Below are 15,024 nucleotides of genomic sequence, written 5' to 3' on the forward strand. Positions count from 1 at the left end.
TTTTCAAGAAACTTGAAATCAGAATAGGAAAGGGGAGAGGGGAATGTTCCCCGCTCCCCTTCGACACATCTTCATTATAGATGGTGGGACAAAATATATCCATCCATCACCTAGATGTCAAAAACCAAACGCGTTTGAATTATAGTCCTTTTGAAGCTACGAAGCCTGCAAGGTCAACGACACGGTTAGAGTATCCGCTCTCGTTATCGTACCAAGAGATTACTTTTACCATGTTGTCTTCAAGAACCATAGTAGATAGAGCATCGATTGTTGAAGAAGCAGGGCTACCATTGTAGTCAGTAGATACTAGTGGCTCATCGCTGTAAGCAAGGATTCCTTTAAGATCGCCTTCAGCTGCTTCTTTAAGAGCTGCGTTTACATCTTCAGCTGTTACGTTTTTGTCCAATTCAGCAACAAGGTCAACTAGTGACACGTTTGGAGTTGGAACGCGGACAGCTCCACCGTTCAATTTGCCTTTAAGTTCTGGAAGAACTAGAGATACCGCTTTAGCTGCACCAGTTGTAGTTGGGATCATGTTCTCAGCAGCTGCACGTGCACGACGGTAGTCTTTGTGTGGCAAATCAAGGATTTGTTGATCATTTGTGTAAGAGTGGATTGTAGTCATCATTCCACGTTTTACGCCGAATTTATCGTTAAGTACTTTTGCGAATGGAGCAAGGCAGTTAGTAGTACAAGATGCGTTAGAGATAACATCATGGCTAGCTGCGTCGTATTTGTCGTGGTTAACGCCCATTACGATTGTGATGTCTTCATCAGATGCAGGAGCAGAGATGATGACTTTTTTAGCGCCAGCTTCGATATGTTTCGCAGCATCTGCACGTTTAGTGAAGCGACCAGTAGATTCTACGACGATTTCAACGCCAAGATCTCCCCATCCAAGTTGAGCTGGGTCACGCTCAGCCAATACTTTTACTTTTTTGCCGCCGACTACTAGGTAGTCACCGTCAACAGTAACTTCTTGGTCAAGTTTCCCGTGAACTGTGTCATATTGTAAAAGGTGTGCAAGCATGTTTGCATCAGTCAAGTCGTTGACTGCCACTACCTCTACATCGTTGCTTTTAAGTGCTGCACGGAATACGTTACGTCCGATACGTCCAAATCCGTTAATACCAATTTTTGTTGCCATGATTAATTTCCTCCTTTAGATCGTTAAGGATGATTTTATATTTCAAAAGGGATTTACCCTTTCAAAAGCGCTTTTGCTGCTCCTTCGTCCGTGATGAGGACGGTTGAAGATGGAGCACTTTTCATGTAGGACCGGATTGCTTTTGCCTTTGAGCTTCCGCCGGCTACGGCGATGACGTGCTCGATATGGCTCAGGTCCTCGAGCTGCAGTCCGATGGTCGGCACCTTATGTACCACTTCGCCTTCTTCATTGAAGTAGTAGCCGAATGATTCCCCGACGGCCTGCCCGTCGATGATCTTCTGATAATCGGCTTCCGATGTCTTCCGTCTCTCGGCCATGGTGATCGCATCACCGATTCCATGGAGGACCATGTTGGCTGACTTGATCATGGTGAGGACTTCTTTGATCATCGGTTCCTTCAGGAAGGACTTGTAGACTTCCTTGCTTACCTGGTCAGGCACATAGAGGACGCGATGACGCGATTTCGTATGCTCGGCCATCTTGGAGCAGATGGTGTTCGCCTGGTTTTTGACGTCTTCCCCGATCCCCCCTCTTGCAGGAACGAATAAGGTTTCTGACGACGTCAGGTCCGGTGTCAGCATTTCAGCTACAGAGGCCATGGTTGAACCGCCAGTCACAGCGATTGTAGTATTCCCCTTTAGGCGGCGTTTCATACTGGATGCTGTCGCACGCCCCAATTCTTCCTTTACCCACGGTGACTCGTCGCTATTCCCCGGAACAATTACAATTTCATGAAGATTGAGTAACGACTTGAGCCGATGCTCCATTTCATTAATTCCCGAAATCTCCCTCATCATGCATTCAATTTTTTCCAGTAGTTGCATGCCATCTTCGGTCATGATCATTCCGGACGTCTTGATGTCGATGAGATCTTGATTTTTCAGGAATTCAACTTCGCTCCTGAGTACACGCTCCGTCAGCCCCAGGTTCTGTGCCAAGCTTCTGCGGCCGACTGGCTGCATGAAGCGGATGGAACGGAGAATCTGATGCCTTTTTTGCATAACTTCAAGCAGGTCAGGTAATAATCGCTTTTGTATATCAATGATTGATTCCATGTACAAAGCCCCTTCAAACCGAAGTAAAAGGTTCAATAATCTGCTGGACTATAAAAGTCCCGGTTAGACATATTGTGTCCCACTTACTCCAAAAAAAATTCACACCCTGCTTTCATCTTCAATTCTAGCAGGGTGTGAATGCGAATTCAACTGGAAACTATCGAGTTTTTTCATGTAAACGCTTGCTCATAGTAAAAAAGTCAATTTGCCCATATTGGAGGATTTCCCCGTCCATTTCCGCTACTGGAATCATGAGACCGAATCTCTCCGTCCACTCATCCCTCTCGTCGATATTCCGTTCAATCAGCTCGAAAGGAAAATCGTCACGCAGTAAGTTGATGGTGAGCTTCGCTTCGTCACATAACCCACATTGCCGACGGGTGTAAAAAATCAATTCTTTCATGAACATTCCCCTCACTCATATCGTTTCCGTTTCGTAGAAGACGGGATGCCAAGCTGGTCCCGGTACTTCGCCACCGTCCGTCTTGAGACGTCACACCCCTTTTCCGTCAGGAGGGCCACAAGCTTCTGGTCGGAAAGGGGCTTTCGCTTGTCCTCTTGATTGACAAGCTCCTGCAGCTCCTTCTTCACTGTACCGGCAGACACCATTTCTTCATCTGTGTCCACGGCCCGGATCGCTGCCGTAAAAAAGTTCTTCAGTTCAAACACCCCATATGGCGTTTGAACATATTTCCCCCTGACGGCCCGGCTGATCGTGGATTCATGGGCTCCGACCTCTTCAGCAATCTGCTTCAGGGTCAGGGGCTGGAGATGGCCGGGTCCTTGGAGGAAAAATCCTCTCTGCTTCTCTACGATTGCCTTCCCCACCTTCAGCATCGTCTGCTTGCGTTGGCGGAGACTCTGGACTAGCCATTCGAATTCCTGCTTCTTTTCTTTTATATATGACGCTGTATCACGGTCGGGATGGTGCCCAAGAAAATCGGTATATTCCTTATTAAGAGTGACCGTGATCGAAGTCCCATCATACAGGGCGACCGTCACATCGTCTCCCTGGACTCTTACATTGAGCTCAGGGACGATATAATGAGAGAAATCCTTGGCATAGGCCGATCCCGGCCGAGGATTGCACTGTGTGATGAAATCAGCCGCCGTCTGTACTTGCTTCAGCTCGAGGCCCAAGATTTTTGCGATTTCCTTCCACTTGCGGTCCGCAAAAGCCTGGAAATGATCGCTCACGATGGTGAGGACGAAATCAGGCACCTCCCATCGACGGTCGAGCTGAAGGTAGATGCACTCCTGCAAGGAGCGGGCCCCGATGCCGGCAGGTTCCAACGATTGGATCAGGCTGATCATCTCTTCAAGTGCTTCCTCTCCGAGTTTATATTTCTCCAACAATTGGTCGCCTTCAATATGCAGATACCCATTCCCATCAAGGCTGAATATCAATTCTTCTACACAATTACGCTCACTATTTGTAAGCGATTTCAAATTCAATTGTATCAATAAAGCTTCGGATAGGCTTATCGCGGTATCCGATGCGAAATCCTGCCACTCTGCTAGCTTCCGCTTGGGTGGTTTCAATTGGATCAGGGGGTTCTCCATCGCTTTCGATTCCAGGTAGTCATTCAGCTCCATCGTTGTATATTGAAGGATTGTGATCGCCTGTGAAAGCTGCTGGGTCATCTGGAGCTTTTGTTGCTTTTGCTGAAAAAGTCCTGCACTCAAATTCATGATATGTACCCTCCCACTTTTCCATTTTACATGAAAACTCCTTATTCGTTAACGGGAATCTACTGGAATCGCTTTACCTATTGCTATGAAGGCATTCTGTGCATCATTCCTTGTATTCTCTTCAATATGGTATTAAAATGGAAATATCTACATGGTGAAGGGACTGAATTATGCGCAGAAATCAATAGGAAGACTCCATGATGGCATTCATTCATAAAAACGGAGGGATCTATTGATAATGACATTACAAACGAAACGACTGCAATTGACCGAAATGACACTGGAAGATGCGCCTGCACTCTTTTCGCTATGGTCACATCCCGATGTGACGCGATTCATGAACATCGACCAGTTCACAGATGAACAGCAGGCAAGGGATATGATCACCCTGCTGACAGAGCTTGCAGCCGAAAACAAGGCCTTGCGCTTTTCAATCTTTAATCGTGACTCAGGCGAGCTCATCGGGTCATGCGGCTACAATCACTTTGATCGTGACAACCTTATTACGGAGATCGGCTATGACCTCCTGCCTTCCCACTGGGGGAACGGAATCGGTACCGAAGCGGTCGAGCTCCTCACCCGTCACGCTTTTGAGGTACTCGGTATGAACCGGATCGAAGCAAAAGTGGAAAATGGCAACGATGCCTCTGCCGCCGTCTTGGAGAAGAACGGATATCTCTTTGAAGGAACCTTGCGTGATGGCGAGAAATCAAAGGGAAGGTACGTGGATATGAAGCTGTACGCAATCCTGCGATCCGATTGGAAACCTGAGTAAGAATGAATAGGACGGACATACTAAGGGCAAATGACGGAACGAAGGAGAGTTTATGTTTACGCTACTCTTATTATGGTCCATGCTCATCCTGCCCTGGTTTATCCTGATCCCATTGCGTTCTTATCAAGTGAAACGATTCTTCCCTGGAGGTGTGTTCGGGGCACTGCTCCTGACCGTGGTGTTCCAGATGGCCGATGCCTTAGACTGGTGGAAGGTGACAAAGACGATTCCATTGTTCACGAATATCACCTCTTTTGTGTACGGATTGTTCCTTGTGGGAACGATCGTGATTTTATATTTTACGTACGGACATTTTTGGCGGTATTTCATCACGAACCTGGTAGTGGATGCGTTTCTCGCGTTTCTCGTGAGTCCCTGGTTTGAATACTTAGGGATTTATGAGCTACACCGGATTCATCCGCTTGGAGTGTATTGCATCACGACCATTTTGAGCGTGTTGATCTATGTGTATATGAAATGGCAGGATGGTGTGATGGCAAAATAGGACTTCCCTTTTTGGGGAGTCCTATTTTTAATGGAGTGATGCAAGCCAGCCGTGAATGAATGCGGGTATAATTTTACATTATATAACGTAAATATTCCTTTTTATGGTTTTAATTGTTATAATGCACCGTATAGTATATCAGATGAGTGATATAAGAAATGAAGGCTGATCAGGCGCCTAAAACGGAACTGATCCATGTTGAAAGGAGGATGGGCATAAGGTGAAAAAGACATTGTCCAGTGTCATAGCAGCACTACTCGTTCTCTGTGGTTGCCAGCAAGCTGAACCCCATCAAGACCTGGAAGATGAACCGGTCGCAACCTTGTCGGAGGTTCAAGTCCCAGACACCATCTTTACGTCTGATCGTAAGGGCGCGTCCATTACGGAAGACGAAATAAAGAGCGCCATCATCCTGTACCTGGATAGCAGTGAGGATCTGGATGAAATCATGCAGGCTTTCCAGGAAACCATCTATTCCGAGGAGGAGCCGACTCGCGAAGAGATGGATAAAGTAAATAAGACCCTTTCCTTAATAGAAGAGAATGATCAAAACTTCAGCGACTTTATCACAGCCAACTCCCTCCCGGCTGATTATGCCAAAGAAGCGGACCGCATAAGCCGATATATCACCGACTACAATGACTATATACGTTCCATGGATAAAGCATTTGATCGCTTTGATAAGGGAGAGATGAAAGTCAGTGACCTGGAAACCATCCTGGGATCAAGCGGGTCCGTGAACGGCCGGGAACAGAAGAAAATCGAAGACTTCCTGCGTGAGAAGGACATTCAGACACGGGCATTCCAACAATAAAGAAAGAGGCTGTGACAGAAGTGTTTTAGCCATAGTAAAACCCGAATTTATTGCCTTTGAGCAGGCGAATAAATTCGGGTTTTTAGTTGTTTCATGACCATTACGATTTCATTGTTTCCAGGGGTTGATTGGAGTGCAAGACGAAGACTTCTGCGGGAAGAGTAGCTAATGTGAGACCACGCCTGGCCCGCCGAGGAGAATCACGGGCTACCCGCGAAAAGCGAAGTCTTGCACGGAAATCATAAGCGGCATAAAGAAGCTATATGAGTGTTCTTCATGAAATGGTCCCTTTTTTGTTTTATCACCCTACAAACACAAGTTCCACTTCGGTCCCCTTCCCTTCCTCACTCCGGATGTTGATCTCACCGAGGTGGAGCTTCATGATGCTCCGGGCAATGTGGAGTCCGAGGCCGGTACCGCCGGTTTCCCTGCTTCTTGCTTTATCGACGCGGTAAAATCGTTCAAAGATGTTGGTGATCTCTTCCCTTGGGATTCCGATCCCGTAGTCTTTGACGCGGAGGACGGCGAGATCGCCTACCTTCTCGATATAGACATCGATTTTGTCACTGCTGTATTTCATGGCGTTATCAAGAATGATGATGATGACCTGCTTGATCTTCAGTTCATCTGCCGGAATGATCACCCGTGGAGCGTCCGTGTGCAGCCGTATATCCCGATGATAGACCTCCTGAAGCTGCTTGATGCTGCTCCGTGAAAGGGTCACGAGGTCGATCTGACTGATTTCAAGGACGTTTTCTTTCTCCAGATCCGCCAAGTCGAGAAACGTATCGGTCATCTTCTGGATCCTCGTTGCTTCTGAATGGATGGCCTGGATCGCCTCGTCTGCGATTTCTTTGTTTTCGACCCCGTGCCTCCGGAGCAGATTGGCATAGCTCTTGATGACGGTCAGGGGCGTCTTCAACTCATGGGAAGCGTCCGAAACGAACTGGGCCTGTTTCGCCATGTTCCCTTGGATCCTACTGATCATCCGGTTGAACGTTTGAGCCATCGTTTGAAGCTCATCGTTTTCCCGTTTTTCAATGGAGATGGTCTTCGGCACCCCGCTCGTTTCGATTTCTTCCATTGTCTTGATCATATTGGAGATCGGCCGCATGATTGTGTTGGCAAGCCATCTGCCCCCCAGAAGAGAGAAGACGGCGGCAAGGACCGTACAGGCAATGAGGATGCCCTTCAGAGTTTCCTTACGTGCCTCCAATCCTTCCATACGTTCGACGATCTCCAAGCTCCGCTCTCCATTACCGAAGGGAACCCGGACAACCAGGACCTGTTCCTCATGACGCTGGTTCTTGATTACATGATTCTTCGCTTCTTTGTTCTCGGCAAACTTTCCTTCTATCTTCGAGGAGAGCACGCTGTCATTTGTCACCTGATGAATCAGTTCATCGCCCGGCCCCATGATCCGGATGAAGGAGTGCTCGGTAAGATGCTTCTTCAACGCCATATCAAGGTCGTTCGTGGTCGGCGTCCCTCCGACTTCCTTCATGATCTCCTTCGCTTTGTGGAATTGAACATCTTCTTCCATGGTTACGGTATTCTGAACGAACAGGAAGTACACGACAAAGTTGATGACAACCAGAATGCACAGCATCCAAGCAGTGGTAAGCAGGTTAATCTTGGTTGTAATTTTCATCGTGGTTCTCCTTCATAGTGAAGCCGACCCCTCTGACGGTGGTGATCAGCTGCTTTGAAAAGCCTTCGTCGACCTTGACCCTGAGATGCCTGATGAACACATCGATCACATTCGTTTCCCCTTCATATTCATAGCCCCAAACGTTCAGGATGATGTTTTCCCTGGTCACGACTTTATTTTTATTGGTCATCAAGTAGACAAGGAAATCATACTCTTTCGGTGTTAACGTAATAGATGAGCCACCTCTACACACTTCTCTCGTTTCCGTATTGACCACCAGGTCCTCCACCGATACTAGCCGTTCATCTTTTAACTCACCCGGGGAATGGTTCCGAAGGCATGCCCGGATCCTGGCAAGGAGCTCTTCGATTTCGAATGGTTTGGTCACATAATCGTTCGCACCCTGATCAAGTCCCGACACTTTGTCGAACGTGGTATTCCGTGCGGTCAGTAGGATCACCGGCGTGTCGCGGTCTTCTTTGCGAATGCGTCTCAGCACTTCAAATCCGCTGAGGCCCGGGAGCATCACATCCAAGAGGATCAGGTCGACCCCGGATTGCAGGGCCCGTTCCAGTCCTTTCTTTCCCTCATGCTCCACAGTGACCTCGTAGCCTTCATATTCAAGCTCCATTTTTAAGACACGGGCTATTTGCGTTTCATCTTCGACGACAAGTACATGCGTTTTCACCCTGGCTTCATCCCTTCTCTTCTAACGATCTATATCTTGTTTCATTATCCACAGGTTCTTCCTACCTATACTGTAGCATGTTAAAGAATGAACGCAGTCATTTTCATGAATTTTTAATGGACTACTCCTATAAACCAGTACGGTCCCGTTCCCTCATACCTTTCACCATGACGAAAAATATGATACTCTCTATTTTAATTGTTTATTAATGTTTTCTTCATCGGGCGTTCAGGTTTCTTTTATATAGTAGCTGTACCCCTCTTAGGTCGGAAGCATGTACTCGTGCTTCGACACATCCTCATTTATAAAGGAGATCATTTTGAATTACTCACTATTTAAATCCATCAATCAACATGCCGGGCATCATCCGTTTTGGGATGGTTTCATGGCAGGGGTGACGAACAACGCCCTGTTCATTTTTGCCATTGTCCTTGTACTGATGTGGCTCTTCGGAAAAAACGATATGAAGCGTACGGTCCTCTATGCAGGGATCACGGGCATTGTCGCCTTGATTCTTAATAGCGTCATTGCCCATATATATTTCGAACCAAGGCCGTTTGTCTCGCACGAAGTGAATCTGCTCGTTCCTCATGATGCAGATGCATCATTCCCGAGTGACCACACGACAGGTGCCGTTGCCCTTGCCTTCGCCGTGCTTTACGTGCACCGCAAGCTCGGTTCCGTAATGCTCGCATTCGCCCTATTGACCGGATTCTCCCGCATTTATGTCGGGAATCATTATCCATTTGATGTGGCAGGAAGCATTGTTGTCGCAGGAATCGTCAGCCTGGTCGTCTACAAGCTGTATCCGATCCTCGACCCACTCATCAATGGGATCATCCGGATCTATAACCGCATTCCGTTTGTTCCTAAATCAAAGGAAGCGGAGCGCAGCATCGACTTCAAATAACAAAAGGAAAACACCGTTCACATGACCGGTGTTTTCCTTTTTTCATTGTATCAGTTCTTCAGTGCCGTCCATTTGTTCTTGACGAAAGCAAATGCGACGGGTAAGAGGGAAACAGCGACAATGCCCAGTACGAGGACACTGAAGTTGTCCTTGATCACCGGAATGTTCCCGAAGAAATAACCGGCAAACAATGCGATGCTAACCCAAACGATTCCCCCTATCACATTATAAGAAAGGAATTTCGCATAGGGCATCTTCCCCACCCCTGCCGTGAACGGGGCGAACGTCCGGATGATGGGTATGAATCGCGACAAGATGATGGTGGCAGATCCATGCTTGTCGAAGAAGCGATTGGTCTTGTCCAACGACTCCCTTTTCACGAAGAACAGTTTTTCCCGTGCCTCCACCTTACTCCCGGAATAATGACCAATCGTGTAATTAAGCGTGTCTCCGGCAATGGCCGCCACACAGAAGATCAGGAAGATCCACATCAGGTGAATCGACCCAGATGCTGCAAGGGCCCCTGTAGCGAAAAGCAGGGAGTCCCCCGGAAGAAACGGAAGGACCACAAGACCCGTCTCACAAAAAATGATAACAAACAGGATGACGTAGATCCATACGCCGTATTCATTCATATACCCCGCTATATGCTGATCAAGATGCAGAAAAACATCGATGATAGTACTCACTCTATTAGCTCCTATCCTGATGACCTATTACTCTATCCATGATAAACGATGGTCCGGCATTTCACCAATCCATCTGATTCAAGTCTACCGCATCTCGTCCACGCGGACGCATGTGTATCCTTTTGCCTTGACTGCAGGGAGCACATCCTTCAACGCCTCGATTGTAATGGCCGGGGCCTCGATATCCGCTCCAGGTGTATCTCCGCAATCATGGAGGAGAACAACGTCTCCCCCTTTGATACCGGATAAGGCACGTCGGATCTTGTCACTACCACCGGATGTCTTCCAGTCCTCTGCGGAAATCGACCAGAGAATGATGAAGTAACGACTCTTCTTGATAAAATCGATCAGATTCAAGATTCCCCACGGTGGTCGGTAATAGACGGTTCGTTCACCCGTAATCTCTTCGATGATCGCTGCCGTTTTCTCGATCCCTTTCTTCACCTTCCACGGACTCATGAGCCAATTGGACGTGTGCTCATAATTGTGGATGCCGAGAAGATGGCCTTCCATATGCATCCGCCTGATGATATCAGGGTTCTTCTCGGCTTTACTTCCGACTACGAAGAACGTGGCTTTCACCCCGTTTTCTTTCAGAACATCCAGGAGCACAGGCGTATAGGTAGGATCCGGTCCATCATCAAAGGTGAAAGCAATATCCGTCGGACTCTCCACCCTTTTCATCACCCTCCACCCCAGCCCGCGTGACAAGCCGTATGGAATGACCGTGTACAGGGCGAGGAGAAAGAAGATGCTTGCTATGATATACACCATTGCGTTCCCTCAATTCCATGTTGATTTTTATTCCGTTGATCAAGCTCTAGCAAGTCCGTAAACGCCAGCCTGTTCTTCATAGCTTGGAGGCATGTGGACGGTTCCTTCGATGATGCTGCTCATGAACTCAGCAATCTTTTTCGGCGCTTCGGTTTCCATGCCGTTTTGGTAAAGTTGGATGGAGGTCTTCCATTGTTTCATGGTCTCGCGATCCATCATAATGCCAAGGAGTTCTTGTTCAAGGGAGTGATCCTGATTGAGTTTGAACACCAAACCTTTTTCCGTCAGGTATCGCATATTGATCTCCTCTTGCCCGGGCAACACCGATTGAACAAAGATCGGCAGCTTTTTATGGAGGGCCTCACTGATCGTGACACCTCCGGGCTTCGTGACGATGGCATCCACCTCATCGTACAGCTCGTTCATCTCTTCCCTGGAGGAGAGATACGGAAACGGCTTGATGTGATCCGCGTTCCATGATTGCAGCTCTTCATAGAGGGCATGGTTGTTCCCGCAGAGAACATAGAGATCGAACGGGGAACTCTTCTTGAAGCCCTCAAGCTGTTTCATCATGCAGCCGAGCCCGCTATTCCCTCCAGCCATCAATACTTTAGGGCGCACGCTCGGTGACTTGGAGGAGGTAGTGTCCGTGATCTGATGGTGCACTGGTATCCCGGTCACCATCATCCGCTGCTCTGCGATACGATAGCGCTCACTGTATTCGCGCTTCAATTCCGGGTTGGGAAGCAAATGATACTCGATTTCCTCCCTTCCCCAGACGCTGTTGACGAAGAAATCCGTGTAGGCATTCATCACCGGCGCCTCACATTTCCCCTGCCTCTTCAGCTCGCTGAGAAGGTATGAAGGAAATCCATGGGTGCAGACGATCAAGTCCGGTTCTTCTTCCAGAAGGAGCTGCTTCATCTTCTTCAGAAAGAAGTAGTGTCGGACCTTGAATGATCGGCTTTTTTCTGTTTCTTTATTAAAAAGGGTTTTATACGCAAGATTATAGGTGGCTGGCGCATAGCGGATCCAGTTCAGATAGCTTTTCGTCACCAGCTTTTCGATATGTGGATTGCTATAGCTCAGCAGATCCACCTTTTTCATTTCTATATCTGCCCGTGTTTCCTTGATGCAATCCATGAGTGCCTCGGCCACTTGATGATGCCCCGAGCGCATTTGCAAGAACGGTAAGAATAGAATTTTCTTCATGTCGATTTCATCTCCTGTCAGCTCTCAACATGTGATTTCAATCTTTAATCTACCATCAAAAATCCGAAATGCGCCCTTCTTCATCAATTTTTAATGTAAAGAAAAGGAGATTTTCAGGAAAAGGAAAACAGCCCGTCATTCCTGAGGGCTGTTCACTCGATTCGCTTTTTTCTTTTTCACATAATTGATCAGGACGAACAGGAAGAAAATAGCCAGTAACACAAGGCCGAGGTACGGAACATACGCAGGATTGATATCCACCTTGCTGCCGACAAAAAGACCGGCGAGGATGAACGGGAGCGTCCAGATCAACGCCCCTACCAGGGACAAGAAGAAGAAGCTTCCGAACCCGATGCGGTTGATCCCGGCGAAATACGGGCTGATCTGCCGGATGCCCGGCATGTAATAGCCGAGGAGGATCGTCTTCCGCACATTCTTCATGTACTTCTCCTGTACCTTCTCCCACCGTTCCTCGGTGATGCCTACATACTTACCGTACTTCCGAATGAACGGGCTTCCGATGTATCTTCCCACCACATAGGCAGAGAGCATCCCGATGAAGGCACCGAAGAAGGCCGATAAAACAGCTGGAAGCAACGCCAGGCTGTGCTGATAGACCAGTACCCCGATCAAAAACAGAAGGGACTCCTCCGGTGCAGGAATGCCGACAATCCCCAAAAATAAGAACACAAAAATAATCACATATCCGTACACATCGAGATAGTGCAAAAGCGTATCCATCGTCATTGTTCTTCTACCTTTCATCGAAATCTATCGTTGCCCTTATACTTCCCGTGATAGAAGGATAGGAAAAGGATAGACGCATTCATTTGCCACTGTTCAAGTAATAAACCATTGAGGCCAAAAAAGCAATCCGTATTTTTGATGGCAATGAAAGACCAGAACGTAAAAAAGCCCGATTCTACAAAAAGAACCGGACTTCCTTTCATTAATGCTGAGCAGAATTCACACCAACCGGCTTCTCCTGCTTTCCACTACCAGGTTTGAATGCAGACAGGAAGAGGACGACCAAGCCTCCCGTACCGATCCAAACGAGTGTTTCCAGTGGGGCACTCCACGCTAACCCTTTGTCGAAGAAGAACATCTCCCTTAATCCATCCACCATGAATCGCATCGGCAGCCACGGGTATACCCATTCCCGATAGAACGTGGGCAGCATCTCGGGAGCCAGGCTAAGAAGCGGTACCCCGAAGAAGAGCATCAAGGCGAAAATCGGCAATCCCTTCGCTCCCAAGATGGAAAGGACCGCTGAAATCATGAGGAAGAAACTGAATGACGTGATGGACAGGAAGAGGGCCGTATCCAAATAATCCGCAATGTGGATGCCCACCACATCAGACGCCACCCAGCTTAATCCGAATCCGATGGCAAGGGCGATGACCAACCCGATCCCGGCCTGAACCATCTTCATCAGAAGTCCTTCCATTCGAGAGGAAACCTTGAGCTTCCTGAGTGCAAAGAAAATGATGGCGGAACTGATGAGACTGGCCATCCATAATGGCTGGAAGAGGGACATCGGTGAGTTCCCGTTAGCTGAATCCTTACCTGGACTGTGGACGTTCGTGACTTTTTTCGCAATCGGATTCGCCAGTACACCAGCCTGCTCAATCGACAGCGAGGTGGCACCTTTCTTCTCCAGCCCAGCCATGACGTTTGCACGGACCGACTGATTGACCTGATCCACGATGCCATTCAGCATTTGAGAAGACATCCCCGAAGCAGCGGTATTCATCCCCTGATTCACGATGACTTCGATGTCGGATGCTTCAGGCTCAGTTGTCTGGAGTGAGGCCTGCTTGGCACTGAAATCATTCGGAATGACGAGAGCTGCGTAATACTCCTGCTCATCCATCCCTTTCAACACTGCCTCCCTGCTATCGACCCGGACCCAATTGACTGACGATCCTGTCTGCTTTCGGACGTTCTCCATGATCATTTTACCGCCATTCATAGACTCTTGTCCGGGTGCCTGGAACCCTTCATCACTGTTTACGACGGCAATGGGCAGATCCTTCGGTGTCGGCTGCACCGTAGGGACTGCTGTGACGGAAAAAATAAAGATAATAGCGAACGCAATGAACGGGGAAGCCCACACGATTTTATTCTTATACCATTTCATTTTGACCAACTCCTTTTAATGGACACTACGTTGATTAATAATCACTTTGTTGATTATAATGGAATTAGCTGTTCTTACAATCATCAATCCACAACCATATGTCCTATACTCAACACATTCATTCATACTGTTCACTAAGGAGCGAAAAAAATGAAAACCGACCGCCGACAAATCCGCACCAAACAACTTATCCGGGATGCCCTTCTCGACCTCATCCCCCAAAAAGGCCTGACCAAGATTACGGTCAAAGACCTCACAGAACGGGCGGACATCAATCGTGGAACGTTTTACCTTCACTATAAAGACGTGGCGGATCTCACCGATCAGCTGAAAGAAGACATTTTTGCTGATATCCCCCTTCTCACGTCGAAAATCGACCCCACCGATATAAAAGTCGCAGCCAAAAACAATGAACCCTACGAGCCAATCCAGAAACTGCTGGAGTACCTCCTCTCTCACAGTGACTTCCTTCGGGTCATGCTGTTACCTCAAGGTGATCCCCAACTCACGGTACAGCTGAAATCCTCCATGAAAGAAAATATGCTCAAAAAGTTTGATCAATACCTCGGACCCGAATCCCCCTCCCCTGCCGTTCCTGCCGATTACTTCATGGCATACATCACCTCAGCCAACATCGGTCTCCTGTCGCACTGGATGATGAGCGGAAATGATCTGCCCGTTGAAGACATCGCCCTGATGATGACGAAGATCATGAGTCAGGGTCCGTTGGAAGCAATGATGGGTGGAGGGAAATGATCCTCGCCTAAAAAGCATTCGGTCATGATGACTGAATGCTTTTTCAATAAAATAACGGATGGATTTGTACAGCTACCCTCATGAGTATCTAATTGTCCAATAAAGACCACGCTTTCATCTCCCTGCTGCCATGGAGGTGTCTACCGTTTCTGCTCCTCGAAACTTTTCAAGAACTACATCTCGCAAACATGAATT

Annotated in this window: 16 protein-coding genes; 5 read left to right on the forward strand and 11 right to left on the reverse strand. The window is 47.9% G+C overall.

What is annotated here, in order from left to right; genetic code table 11:
- Positions 1 to 139 precede the first annotated feature (139 nt).
- The 4 genes from gap to rpoN form a co-directional block, all read right to left on the reverse strand.
- Positions 140 to 1,147 (reverse strand): type I glyceraldehyde-3-phosphate dehydrogenase, encoded by a 1,008-nt coding sequence (gene gap / locus K6T23_RS18105; RefSeq protein ID WP_048006745.1) that lies wholly within the window; start codon positions 1,145 to 1,147, stop codon positions 140 to 142.
- A 53-nt stretch (positions 1,148 to 1,200) separates the two neighbouring features.
- Positions 1,201 to 2,223, reverse strand: coding sequence for a sugar-binding transcriptional regulator (locus tag K6T23_RS18110; RefSeq protein ID WP_053429169.1), 1,023 nt, complete (start codon positions 2,221 to 2,223; stop codon positions 1,201 to 1,203).
- Between the two features lie 157 nt (positions 2,224 to 2,380).
- The gene (locus K6T23_RS18115; RefSeq protein ID WP_056540654.1) at positions 2,381 to 2,626 is read right to left on the reverse strand and encodes a glutaredoxin family protein; all 246 of its coding nucleotides are present in this window, start codon (positions 2,624 to 2,626) and stop codon (positions 2,381 to 2,383) included.
- Between the two features lie 11 nt (positions 2,627 to 2,637).
- Positions 2,638 to 3,915: an RNA polymerase factor sigma-54 gene (gene rpoN, locus K6T23_RS18120; protein WP_238282331.1), complete on the reverse strand. Its 1,278-nt coding sequence runs from the start codon at positions 3,913 to 3,915 to the stop codon at positions 2,638 to 2,640.
- Between the two features lie 238 nt (positions 3,916 to 4,153).
- Between rpoN and K6T23_RS18125 the strand changes: the two genes are divergently transcribed.
- The 3 genes from K6T23_RS18125 to K6T23_RS18135 all read left to right on the forward strand — a co-directional run bounded on the left by K6T23_RS18125 (position 4,154) and on the right by K6T23_RS18135 (position 6,009).
- Entirely contained in the window at positions 4,154 to 4,690 is a 537-nt protein-coding gene (locus K6T23_RS18125) for a GNAT family N-acetyltransferase (RefSeq protein WP_337946917.1), read from the forward strand.
- Between the two features lie 52 nt (positions 4,691 to 4,742).
- The gene (locus K6T23_RS18130) at positions 4,743 to 5,195 is read left to right on the forward strand and encodes a hypothetical protein (protein ID WP_238282335.1); all 453 of its coding nucleotides are present in this window, start codon (positions 4,743 to 4,745) and stop codon (positions 5,193 to 5,195) included.
- A 220-nt stretch (positions 5,196 to 5,415) separates the two neighbouring features.
- On the forward strand, positions 5,416 to 6,009 hold the full coding sequence (locus K6T23_RS18135; RefSeq protein WP_238282337.1) for an NDxxF motif lipoprotein: 594 nt from the start codon (positions 5,416 to 5,418) through the stop codon (positions 6,007 to 6,009).
- 301 nt (positions 6,010 to 6,310) lie between these two features.
- Here the strand turns inward: K6T23_RS18135 and K6T23_RS18140 are convergent, their stop codons facing one another.
- Positions 6,311 to 7,660 (reverse strand): sensor histidine kinase, encoded by a 1,350-nt coding sequence (locus tag K6T23_RS18140; protein WP_238282339.1) that lies wholly within the window; start codon positions 7,658 to 7,660, stop codon positions 6,311 to 6,313.
- On the reverse strand, positions 7,638 to 8,348 hold the full coding sequence (locus K6T23_RS18145) for a response regulator transcription factor (RefSeq protein WP_079515543.1): 711 nt from the start codon (positions 8,346 to 8,348) through the stop codon (positions 7,638 to 7,640). Before K6T23_RS18145 ends, K6T23_RS18140 begins: the two co-directional genes overlap by 23 nt.
- A gap of 319 nt (positions 8,349 to 8,667) precedes the next feature.
- Between K6T23_RS18145 and K6T23_RS18150 the strand changes: the two genes are divergently transcribed.
- Positions 8,668 to 9,258: an undecaprenyl-diphosphatase gene (locus K6T23_RS18150; RefSeq protein ID WP_238282341.1), complete on the forward strand. Its 591-nt coding sequence runs from the start codon at positions 8,668 to 8,670 to the stop codon at positions 9,256 to 9,258.
- Between the two features lie 50 nt (positions 9,259 to 9,308).
- Here K6T23_RS18150 and K6T23_RS18155 read toward each other — a convergent pair whose 3' ends face one another.
- The 5 genes from K6T23_RS18155 to K6T23_RS18175 form a co-directional block, all read right to left on the reverse strand.
- Entirely contained in the window at positions 9,309 to 9,947 is a 639-nt protein-coding gene (locus K6T23_RS18155; RefSeq protein WP_273546586.1) for a DedA family protein, read from the reverse strand.
- Positions 9,948 to 10,031: 84 nt separating this feature from the next.
- Entirely contained in the window at positions 10,032 to 10,721 is a 690-nt protein-coding gene (locus tag K6T23_RS18160) for a polysaccharide deacetylase family protein (RefSeq protein WP_238282343.1), read from the reverse strand.
- A gap of 39 nt (positions 10,722 to 10,760) precedes the next feature.
- On the reverse strand, positions 10,761 to 11,933 hold the full coding sequence (locus K6T23_RS18165; RefSeq protein WP_238282345.1) for an MGDG synthase family glycosyltransferase: 1,173 nt from the start codon (positions 11,931 to 11,933) through the stop codon (positions 10,761 to 10,763).
- A 135-nt stretch (positions 11,934 to 12,068) separates the two neighbouring features.
- Positions 12,069 to 12,680, reverse strand: a complete 612-nt coding sequence (locus tag K6T23_RS18170) for a DedA family protein (RefSeq protein ID WP_238282346.1) — start codon at positions 12,678 to 12,680, stop codon at positions 12,069 to 12,071.
- A gap of 202 nt (positions 12,681 to 12,882) precedes the next feature.
- On the reverse strand, positions 12,883 to 14,073 hold the full coding sequence (locus tag K6T23_RS18175; protein WP_238282347.1) for a YhgE/Pip domain-containing protein: 1,191 nt from the start codon (positions 14,071 to 14,073) through the stop codon (positions 12,883 to 12,885).
- Positions 14,074 to 14,223: 150 nt separating this feature from the next.
- On the opposite strand from K6T23_RS18175, the gene K6T23_RS18180 reads away from it, so the two are divergent.
- Positions 14,224 to 14,829: a TetR/AcrR family transcriptional regulator gene (locus K6T23_RS18180; RefSeq protein ID WP_238282349.1), complete on the forward strand. Its 606-nt coding sequence runs from the start codon at positions 14,224 to 14,226 to the stop codon at positions 14,827 to 14,829.
- Positions 14,830 to 15,024: the final 195 nt, after the last annotated feature.

This window comes from Rossellomorea marisflavi, from assembly GCF_022170785.1.
In the GTDB taxonomy this organism is placed as follows: domain Bacteria; phylum Bacillota; class Bacilli; order Bacillales; family Bacillaceae_B; genus Rossellomorea; species Rossellomorea marisflavi_B.

Excerpts from the sequence above, each read along its gene's own strand:
- gap (WP_048006745.1), bottom strand. The coding sequence starts at position 1,147 with ATGGCAACAAAAATTGGTATTAACGGATTTGGACGTATCGGACGTAAC.
- K6T23_RS18110 (WP_053429169.1), bottom strand. The coding sequence starts at position 2,223 with ATGGAATCAATCATTGATATACAAAAGCGATTATTACCTGACCTGCTT.
- K6T23_RS18115 (WP_056540654.1), bottom strand. The coding sequence starts at position 2,626 with ATGAAAGAATTGATTTTTTACACCCGTCGGCAATGTGGGTTATGTGAC.
- rpoN (WP_238282331.1), bottom strand. The coding sequence starts at position 3,915 with ATGAATTTGAGTGCAGGACTTTTTCAGCAAAAGCAACAAAAGCTCCAG.
- K6T23_RS18125 (WP_337946917.1), top strand. The coding sequence starts at position 4,154 with ATGACATTACAAACGAAACGACTGCAATTGACCGAAATGACACTGGAA.
- K6T23_RS18130 (WP_238282335.1), top strand. The coding sequence starts at position 4,743 with ATGTTTACGCTACTCTTATTATGGTCCATGCTCATCCTGCCCTGGTTT.
- K6T23_RS18140 (WP_238282339.1), bottom strand. The coding sequence starts at position 7,660 with ATGAAAATTACAACCAAGATTAACCTGCTTACCACTGCTTGGATGCTG.
- K6T23_RS18160 (WP_238282343.1), bottom strand. The coding sequence starts at position 10,721 with ATGGTGTATATCATAGCAAGCATCTTCTTTCTCCTCGCCCTGTACACG.
- K6T23_RS18165 (WP_238282345.1), bottom strand. The coding sequence starts at position 11,933 with ATGAAGAAAATTCTATTCTTACCGTTCTTGCAAATGCGCTCGGGGCAT.
- K6T23_RS18170 (WP_238282346.1), bottom strand. The coding sequence starts at position 12,680 with ATGACGATGGATACGCTTTTGCACTATCTCGATGTGTACGGATATGTG.
- K6T23_RS18175 (WP_238282347.1), bottom strand. The coding sequence starts at position 14,073 with ATGAAATGGTATAAGAATAAAATCGTGTGGGCTTCCCCGTTCATTGCG.
- K6T23_RS18180 (WP_238282349.1), top strand. The coding sequence starts at position 14,224 with ATGAAAACCGACCGCCGACAAATCCGCACCAAACAACTTATCCGGGAT.